Source organism: Nocardioides sp. (genome assembly GCF_036401255.1).
Classification (GTDB): Bacteria; Actinomycetota; Actinomycetes; order Propionibacteriales; family Nocardioidaceae; genus Nocardioides.
The window spans coordinates 1-8,806 of record NZ_DASWVI010000290.1 but is presented as its reverse complement, the minus strand read 5'-3'; the positions used below and the strand labels follow the sequence as shown (position 1 = coordinate 8,806).

The window sequence follows — 8,806 nt, the reverse complement described above, 5'->3', positions numbered from 1 at the left end:
AGGCCCACCTGGTCGAGGCCGCGGTCGCGGCCGAGAGCGGCGCGCTGGCCCGCCTGCTGGCGTCGATGAGCGCCGCGGTCGCCCAGCGGACCACCCCGCAGGGGGCCCGCGGATGAGTGAGCTCGATGCCCTGCAGGCCGCGCTGGCGGCCGAGCACGCGGCCGTCTACGTGTACGGCGCGCTCGGGGGCCGGACCTCGCAGTCGGCGACCCCGGAGCTGTTCGCCGCGGTGAGCAGGGCGTACGAGGCGCACCGGGCCCGGCGCGACGAGCTCACCGCCGCCGTGCTGGACCTCGAGGCGGAGCCGGTGGCCGCGGAGCCGGCGTACGAGCTCCCTGCGCTGGAGACGCCCCGGCAGGTGGAGCGGGCGGCCCTGGCGGTCGAGCGGGCGTGCGCGTCGACCTACGCGTTCGTCGTGGAGAACTCGACGGCGGGGCGGCGGCGCAGCGCGATCGGGGCCCTGAATGAAGCAGCGGTCCGCGAGCTCGTCTTCCGGGGAACTCCCGAGATGTTCCCCGGGGCAGACGAGCACGCGGACCGCTGAGGCCTGGACAGTGGCCCTGAGCGGGCCCGCCGGGATGTGGGGGGACTGGCGGAACCGCTCTTGCAAAAGCATGCAATACGAGCGCGATCGGCGCGATACGACCCGAACCTCACGTTTTCGCATTGCACAAACCTGCAGAACCGCAGGTCAGAGCCATGTCACAGCCAGGCTGCGACGAGGCCCTCGATCTCGCTCAACCGGTGCGCGACCGCGTCGGGCGTGCCCTCCGTGTGCCCCACCTGGGCCGCCGGGATCGCGCTGAGCGGGATGTGGATCGCTCGCAGGCCGGCGTTCTGTGCGCCCCACACGTCCTCGAAGAGCCGGTCGCCGACGTACACGCAGCGCGCGGGGTCGCTGACGCCGATCGCGTCCATGGCGGCGCGGAACGCGAGCGGAGAGGGCTTGGTCCACGGGATCTCACTGGTGTAGACGTCGCCGTCGAGCAGGTGGTCGACGCCGTCGCGGCGGAACCACCCCTCGTGCCAGTCCCGCGGCCCGATCGTGTTGGAGAGCACCCCCACCTTCAGGCCGAGCTCGTGCAGCCGCTCGAACAGCGGCCCGGCCTCGGGGTCGGTGAGCGTGTGCGGCTCCCAGAACTCGTAGTAGGCGCTCAGCAGCTCCGGGTCGTGGTCGAGGCCCGCCTCGGTGAACAGGTCGGCGACCGTCGCGCTCCGGTGGTGGTCGCGCGAACGGCCCCAGACCGCGTCGCCGGCCGCGTCCAGGCGGGCGCGGGAGACCTCCAGGTCGTGGTCGGCGTTCACCACGGCCTGGGCGAGCGCCAGCGACTCGGCGTGGAAGTCGACGTCGTGCCAGGCGGTGAGCGTCCCGCCCCAGTCGAAGAGGACGGCGTCGAGCGCCCCTCCCCCGCTCACTCAGGCCCTGACGATCGCGGTGACGCGGTCGACGAGGTGGTCGGCCGGGACGTCCTGCCGCTCACCGGTACGCCGGTCCTTGACCTCGATCGTGCCGTCGGCGAGACCCTTGCCCACGACGACGATCGTCGGCACGCCGATCAGCTCGGCGTCCTTGAACTTCACCCCGGGGCTGACCTTGGGACGGTCGTCGTAGAGCACCTCGACGCCTTGGGCGTCGAGCTCGTGGGCGATCCGCTCGGCCGCGGCGAAGATGTGCTCGTCCTTGCCGGTGGCGACGATGTGGACGTCGGCGGGCGCGACCTCGCGGGGCCAGGCGAGGCCCAGCTCGTCGTGGGTGCCCTCCGCGATCGCGGCGACCGCGCGGGAGGGCCCGATGCCGTAGGAGCCCATCGTCACGGTGACGAGCTTGCCCTGCTCGTCGAGGACCTGGAGACCGAGCGCGTCGGCGTACTTGCGGCCCAGCTGGAAGATGTGGCCCATCTCGATGCCGCGGGCGGTCTCGAGGACACCGCCGTCGCCGCGCGGGCAGGGGTCGCCGTCGCGCACCTCGGCGACCTCGATGAGACCGTCGGCGGAGAAGTCCCGGCCGACGACGAGGTCGAGGACGTGGCTGCCCTCGACGTCCGCGCCGGTCACCCAGCGGGTGCCGTCGACGACGCGCGGGTCGACGAGGTAGCGCACGCCGGCGGGCTTCTTCTCACCCAAGGCGCCGGGACCGATGTAGCCCTTGGCCAGCGTCGGGCGGGCCGCGAAGTCGTCCTCGCCGAACGGTGCGAACTCCACCCCTTCGCCGAGGTGGGCCTCGAGCCGCTTGTCGTCGACCTCGCGGTCGCCGGGCAGGCCGACGGCCAGCGCCTCGGTGGTCCCGTCGGGGTGGCGGACGGTGAACAGCACGTTCTTGAGCGTGTCGCCGGCGGTCCACGGCCGGTCGCCCCGGGGGAACCGCTCGTTGAGGTGGTCGACGAGCGTCTCGATCGTGGGCGTGCCGGGCGTCTGCTCGACGTGGGCGGCGGGCGCGTCGTCGTACGGCACGGGCGCGACCGGCGGCGCGTGCACGGCCTCCACGTTGGCCGCGTAGTCGCAGAGCGTGCAGCGGACGTAGGTGTCCTCGCCCACGCTCGCCTTGGCCAGGAACTCCTCGGACTTCGAGCCGCCCATCGCGCCGGACATCGCCTCGACGATCGCGTACTCGAAGCCGAGCCGGTCGAAGATCCGGATGTAGGCGTCGCGGTGCTTCTGGTAGCTCGCGTCGAGGCCCGCGTCGTCGACGTCGAAGGAGTAGGAGTCCTTCATCACGAACTCGCGGCCGCGCAGGAGCCCGGCGCGGGGCCGCGCCTCGTCGCGGTACTTCGTCTGGATCTGGTAGATCGAGAGCGGCAGGTCCTTGTAGGAGGAGTACAGGTCCTTCACCACGAGCGTGAACATCTCCTCGTGGGTCGGGCCGAGGAGGTAGTCGCCGCCCTTGCGGTCCCTGAGCCGGAAGATGCCGTCGCCGTACTCCGTCCACCGGTTGGTGGCCTCGTAGGGCTCGCGCGGCAGCAGCGCGGGGAACAGCATCTCCTGGGCGCCGATCGCGTCCATCTCCTCGCGGATGATGTTCTCGATCCTGCGCAGCACCTTGAGCCCGAGCGGGAGCCAGGTGTACATGCCGGGGGCGGCGCGGCGGATGTAGCCGGCGCGGACGAGCAGCCGGTGCGACGGCACCTCGGCGTCCGCGGGGTCCTCTCGCAGGGTCCGCACGAACAGGCTCGACATCCGCATGATCATGCGCGCAAGGCTACTTGTTGGGCGCTGCAACCTTCCTCCGGGTTATCGCGTCATGGGGCCATGAGGACTTTCCTGATCGCCGGCGCGGCACTGCTCATGGCGGCCGCCCCGGCCCACGCCGCATCCACCGCACCCGACGCCCCGACCGTCGAGCTCAAGCCGGCCTCCGTACCTCGGGGTGCCGACATCGCGATCCCCCACCTGGAGGGCCGGGTGATCGTCGACGGCGACACCCGGATCCGGGTCCAGGGCAAGGTGGTCCACCTCCTCGGCACGTCCGGGTCGGCGTACGTCGTCCACACGAGCGCCAAGGAGGGGTACGCCGAGGGGCGGGCCGTGCGCGTGCGCCGCGACGGGTCCACCCGCGTGCTCCTGCGGCACGTGAGCGCCGCTGACCTCGTCGTCACCCAGGACGGCGACCAGGTGGTCGAGACCCGCGAGCTGCCGCGCACGCGGACCGCCGTGCACGTGGTCAGCGCCCGCACCGGCAAGACCGTGGCCACCCGCACGTTCCGCGGCCGGATGTTCAGCCTCGACGCCGCCGAGAACCGGGTCCTGCTGTCCAGCTGGTCGCCGGCGCGGACCGTGTGGTGGAACTTCGCCTCCGACGCGACGTCGGTGGCCACGCGCCGCACGGGCGGCGCCGCCGACATCGCCGCCGACCGGCTCGGCAGCTACACCGGCGACCCGTACGACGGCGGCTGCTACGTGGTCAGCTCCCTGCGCCACCCCGCCCGGACCCTGTGGCGCTCCTGCAGCGACCGGGCCGTCGTGTTCTCCCCGTCCGGCCGGCGGGTCGCGACCGTCGGGATCACCGACGACGGCATCGGCCCGGGCATGGTGACCGTGCGCCGCGTCAAGGGCGGCGCCGCGCTCGCCCGGTACACGAGCCAGTGGTTCGGCGAGCTGCGCTGGGAGTCCGCGACCGCGCTGCTGCTCGACACCAACGGCAAGCGCAAGGCCGCGACCATCCGCTGCGTGCTCGCCGACTGCGAGCGCGCGTCCGACCTGAAGCCGGTGCCGCAGTACTGAGCGGCCCTCACGACGTTCGGCCGCCGGCTGCGGGTTGGGCCACGCACCTGACGGATCTGTCGTATGCCGGCGACTTCGCCGACAGATACGTCAGGTGCGTGGAGCCGCCGGCCGATGGCTCAGCTCAGAACATGACGGTGGCGAAGCGGGCGGTCTCGCGGAAGCCGACGCGCTCGTAGGCGGCGCGGGCGGCGGCGTTCCAGTCGTTGACGTAGAGCGACACGGTGGGGGCGACCTCGCGGCGGACCAGGTCGACGACCGCGGCCATGCCCGCGGTGGCCAGCCCCTCGCCACGCCGGTCGGGCGGCACGTAGACGCCCTGGATCTGCGCGGCGTACGGCGTGGCGCAGGCGACCTCGGCCTTGAAGACCAGGCGCCCCTCGTCGAAGCGGGCGAAGGACCAGCCGCGGTTGACCAGCTGCATGACGCGTGCCCGGTAGAGCTCCGCGCCGCCGCCGTACTCCGGGGAGATGCCGACCTCCTCGGTGTACATCGCCACGCACGCGGGGTAGAGCTCGCCCAGGTCGGCGCGGACGGTACGCCGCACCTGCGGGTCGGCCTCGACCAGCGGATCCTGGGCGATCTCGAGGTGCGGCTGCTCCCAGCGGCTCTCGCGGGGCTGACCCCAGGCGGCCGCCACGCTGTTCCAGAACGCCCGCACGGCCTCCTGCGGCCCGACGATCGTCGACACCGTGCGGCTGCGCGCCAGCGCGCGCTCGGCGAAGGCGGCCGCGTCGTCCGGGGTGGCCTCGACCGGGACCAGGTTGGCCCCGACGTGGCAGGCGGCCGCGAGCTCGCCGCCCTCGAACCGGCCCCACATCTCCCCGCCGAGCCACCGGGGCTCCAGGTTCGTGGTCGTGGCGCGGTAGTCGACGAAGGCGTTGACGACCGGCCGGCGCCGCGCGAGCGCCAAGAACGCGTCCAGATCCGCCGGGCCGAGCGGGCGGACGCCGTGGCGGGTCGTGAGCACGGGCGAAGCCTACGACGTACGCCGGTCCGCGACCGCTCAGATCCCGTCGATCACGGCGCGGCGTTGTAGACGTCGAGGCCGAAGGTGTCGACGCCCGGGTCACGGGCGTAGCCGAGCTTGGGCAGTTCGAAGATCTCCTCGATCGACCCGAGCAGCGAGTAGTGGTTGTACGGCGTGGTGCTCCACGTGCCCGGTGCGACGTACCGCGAGATCAGCAGGGCGCCGATCCGCCCGCCCCCGGGACCGAGGATCCCGGGCATCGGGCTGTTCGCGGACGTCTCGGGCCCGCAGCAGGCCGTGGCGTCGGACTGCGGCCCGTCGGACTCGTCCGCCGTGATCACGAGCAGCCCGTTCTTGCGGAACGCCGGCGAGCGCAGGATCCGCGGCACCCACCGCTTCATCCAGGTGTCCACGCTGCGCAGCCCGCCGGGCCGGCCGTCGGCGCAGGGCGCGTCGTGGCCGTCGTGGCAGAGGTCGGGGGTGATGTAGACGAGGTTCGGGGTGGTGCGGGTGCGCTCCAGGTCGCGCTTGAGCCGCCCGAGGGGCACGACGTGCGCCTTGCAGTAGGCCGCGTGGTCGGTGATCGACCGGAAGTACACGAACGGGTTGTGCCGCGCGGCGTAGTTGTGGTCCGCCGTCGCCCGCTGGGTCGGGTCGAGGGTGTCGCGGTCGGGGTGCTGGCAGGGCCGCTCCATGTCGTCCATGTAGCCCTTCCACCGCAGTCCCTTGTCGGTGAGCTGGCGCGGCAGCGTCGGCACGTCGGCGGGGAACACGCACCCGGACCCGACCGCCTGGTCCGGCTCGGTCGTGCTCACCCGCAGGAACGTGGAGTAGGTCTGGCAGTCGGCCTGCATGTCGGGGTTGGGGCCCTGCCCCGAGATCTGTGCGACGTAGTTGGGCTGGGAGTTGTGCGCCGTGCCGTAGTACTTGGCGAGCAGCACGCCCTTGCGGCGCAGCGTCGTCGCGAGGTACGGCGCCTCGGACCGGGCGCCCCACGTCTCGTCGTACCCCTTGTTCTCGATGTTGATGACGAACACGTGCCGCACCGGTGGGACGTACGCCGGCCGGGCGGCCGCCCGGGCCGGCGAGGATGCCGGGGTCTCGTCGGGCCGCACGGCGCCGGCCGGCGGCAGCACCAGGCCGACCGCCGCCAACACGACGAGGGTCAGGAGCCGGGTGCGGCTCATCGCGGCAGCCTCCAGCCGAGGTCGTGGGCGAGGTGCTTGAGGGCCGCCCAGTCCGCGGACTTCGTCTCGTCCGGGCCGCACCCGGCCGGGGTGACGTCGGGGACGTCGTAGGTCGGCGCCGAGGTGTCCGGCCCGGCGGCGAGGTCGAGGGCCTCGGCCATGTTGCGTGCGTGGCGATCGCGCGGCGAGAGCGGGCGCAGACCCCAGCGCCACTCGATCATCTTGAGGACGGAGGTGTGGTCGTACACGTGGTGCGAGACGTGCCCGCGCCGCGCGTACGGCGAGATCATCAGCGCCGGCACCCGGAACCCGCGCAGTGCCGTCTGCTTCGAGGCGTCCGGCGCCCGGCGCGGCCGGACGTGGTCGAAGAAGCCGCCCCACTCGTCGTAGTTGATGACGAGCACCGTGTGCTCCCAGCCGGGTCCGGTGCGCACCGCGTCGTAGACCCGGTTGAGGAACGACTGTCCCGCTCGGATGTCGGCGAGCGGATGGTCGTCGTTGGAGGTGCCGCCCTCCTCGTTGAGGAACCGCGGGTCGACGAACGAGACCGCCGGCAGGGTGCCGGCCGCCGCGTCGAGGAGGAACTGCTCGAAGTGCAGGGAGATGTCGAGGTGCTTCTCGTACCACAGCGCCGTGAACGGGATGTCGCTGCAGTAGTACCGGCCGCTGATGCCCTTCTCGGCCAGCCGGTCCCAGATCGTCGGCAGCGTGCACCGGTCGGTGTTGTTGTGCAGACGGTCGGTCCGAGCGGCGTGCTGGTAGAAGCGGTTCGGATAGGTCTCGGCCATCACCGCGGAGAAGTACCGGTCGAACACGGTCCAGTCGCGGGCCGCGCGACCGTAGAACGACAGGTCCTCGTCGGTGTAGTAGCCGATCGCGAGCAGGTCGTTGTTGCCGGACTTGAGGAAGCCGTCCAGCTTCCCGCCGTTGAGCTGGATCCGGCCGCCCTCCCAGGAGTGGTCGGGGTCCTCGAACCCGCAGCCGTCGTACGCCGTCAGCCGGTGCGTCGGGTGCCGGACACCCTTGCGGTCCACGTAGCTGAGGCCGGCCTGCTTGCCGTCGGCGCCGGGGAGCCAGCCCAGGTAGTGGTCGAAGGAGCGGTTCTCCATCATCACCACGACGACGTGCTCGATGCCCGACGCGCCGGGGGCCGGCAGCGACGCCGACGCCGCCGAGGCGGGCAGCAGGCGGGAGACCCCTGCGGCGGCAGCCAGACCGGACACGGACGCGGCACCGAGCAGCCGCCTGCGAGAGATCGTCACAGCCGAAGTGTGAGGGCGGGGACGGCTCCCCGTCACCACCCGCGCAGCGGTGTTCGCCAGACGTTCAGGAGACGGTGACGGACGCCGCGGCGCCGTCGACGGACTCCATGCCCTCGGCGATGCGCATGGCCTCCTCGATCAGGGTCTCCACGATCTGGGACTCGGGCACGGTCTTGATGACCTCGCCCTTGACGAAGATCTGGCCCTTGCCGTTGCCCGACGCGACCCCGAGGTCGGCCTCGCGGGCCTCCCCCGGGCCGTTGACGACGCAGCCCATCACGGCGACCCGCAGCGGCACCTCGAGGCCCTCGAGGCCGGCGGTCACCTGCTCGGCGAGCGTGTAGACGTCGACCTGGGCGCGGCCGCAGGAGGGGCAGGACACGATCTCGAGCTTGCGGGGGCGCAGGTTAAGCGACTGGAGGATCTGGATGCCGACCTTCACCTCCTCGACCGGAGGCGCGGACAGCGAGACCCGGATCGTGTCGCCGATGCCCTGCGAGAGCAGCGCGCCGAACGCCGTGGCCGACTTGATCGTGCCCTGGAACGCCGGGCCCGCCTCGGTGACACCGAGGTGCAGCGGCCAGTCGCCGCGCTCGGCGAGCAGCTCGTAGGCGCGGACCATCACGACGGGGTCGTTGTGCTTGACCGAGATCTTGAAGTCGTGGAAGTCGTGCTCCTCGAACAGGCTCGCCTCCCACACCGCGGACTCGACGAGCGCCTCCGGAGTGGCCTTGCCGTACTTCTCGAGCAGGCGCTTGTCGAGCGAGCCGGCGTTGACGCCGATGCGCAGGGAGGTGCCGTGGTCCTTGGCGACCTGCGCGATCTGCTTGACCTGGTCGTCGAACTTGCGGATGTTGCCGGGGTTGACCCGGACCGCTGCGCAGCCGGCCTCGATGGCGGCGAAGACGTACTTCGGCTGGAAGTGGATGTCGGCGATGACCGGGATCTGGCTCTTCTTCGCGATGGCCGGCAGGGCTTCCGCATCGTCCTGGCTCGGGCAGGCCACCCGGACGATGTCACAGCCGGCCGCGGTCAGCTCGGCGATCTGCTGGAGCGTCGCGTTGATGTCGGTCGTCGGGGTCGTGGTCATCGACTGGACCGAGATCGGGGACTCGCTGCCGACGCCGACCTTGCCGACCTTGATCTGGCGCGTGGGGCGGCGCGGGGCG

General features: G+C 72.1%; 8 protein-coding genes. 2 read left to right on the top strand and 6 right to left on the bottom strand.

Features of this window, described 5'->3' with window-relative positions; all coding sequences use genetic code 11:
* Nucleotides 1-112: 112 nt before the first annotated feature.
* Nucleotides 113-544 (top strand): DUF4439 domain-containing protein, encoded by a 432-nt coding sequence (locus VGD85_RS13635; RefSeq protein ID WP_331063984.1) that lies wholly within the window; start codon nucleotides 113-115, stop codon nucleotides 542-544.
* 158 nt (nucleotides 545-702) lie between these two features.
* On the opposite strand, the gene VGD85_RS13630 is transcribed toward VGD85_RS13635, so the two are convergent.
* Both VGD85_RS13630 and VGD85_RS13625 read right to left on the bottom strand, forming a co-directional pair.
* Nucleotides 703-1,416 carry an HAD family hydrolase gene (locus VGD85_RS13630; protein WP_331063983.1) on the bottom strand — a complete coding sequence of 238 codons (714 nt, stop codon included), beginning with the start codon at nucleotides 1,414-1,416 and terminating at the stop codon, nucleotides 703-705.
* Entirely contained in the window at nucleotides 1,417-3,186 is a 1,770-nt protein-coding gene (locus VGD85_RS13625; RefSeq protein WP_331063982.1) for a proline--tRNA ligase, read from the bottom strand.
* Nucleotides 3,187-3,246: 60 nt separating this feature from the next.
* Here VGD85_RS13625 and VGD85_RS13620 point away from each other — a divergent pair, with 60 nt between their 5' ends.
* Complete coding sequence (locus VGD85_RS13620) at nucleotides 3,247-4,218, top strand: hypothetical protein (RefSeq protein WP_331063981.1); 972 nt, start codon at nucleotides 3,247-3,249, stop codon at nucleotides 4,216-4,218.
* Between the two features lie 124 nt (nucleotides 4,219-4,342).
* Here VGD85_RS13620 and VGD85_RS13615 read toward each other — a convergent pair whose 3' ends face one another.
* The 4 genes from VGD85_RS13615 to ispG all read right to left on the bottom strand — a co-directional run.
* Entirely contained in the window at nucleotides 4,343-5,188 is an 846-nt protein-coding gene (locus VGD85_RS13615; RefSeq protein ID WP_331063980.1) for a GNAT family N-acetyltransferase, read from the bottom strand.
* 50 nt (nucleotides 5,189-5,238) lie between these two features.
* Nucleotides 5,239-6,375, bottom strand: a complete 1,137-nt coding sequence (locus tag VGD85_RS13610; protein ID WP_331063979.1) for an alkaline phosphatase family protein — start codon at nucleotides 6,373-6,375, stop codon at nucleotides 5,239-5,241.
* The gene (locus tag VGD85_RS13605) at nucleotides 6,372-7,637 is read right to left on the bottom strand and encodes an alkaline phosphatase family protein (RefSeq protein ID WP_331063978.1); all 1,266 of its coding nucleotides are present in this window, start codon (nucleotides 7,635-7,637) and stop codon (nucleotides 6,372-6,374) included. Before VGD85_RS13605 ends, VGD85_RS13610 begins: the two co-directional genes overlap by 4 nt.
* A 64-nt stretch (nucleotides 7,638-7,701) precedes the next feature.
* On the bottom strand, nucleotides 7,702-8,806 hold a 1,105-nt coding region (gene ispG, locus VGD85_RS13600; RefSeq protein ID WP_331063977.1), incomplete at its 5' end, for a flavodoxin-dependent (E)-4-hydroxy-3-methylbut-2-enyl-diphosphate synthase.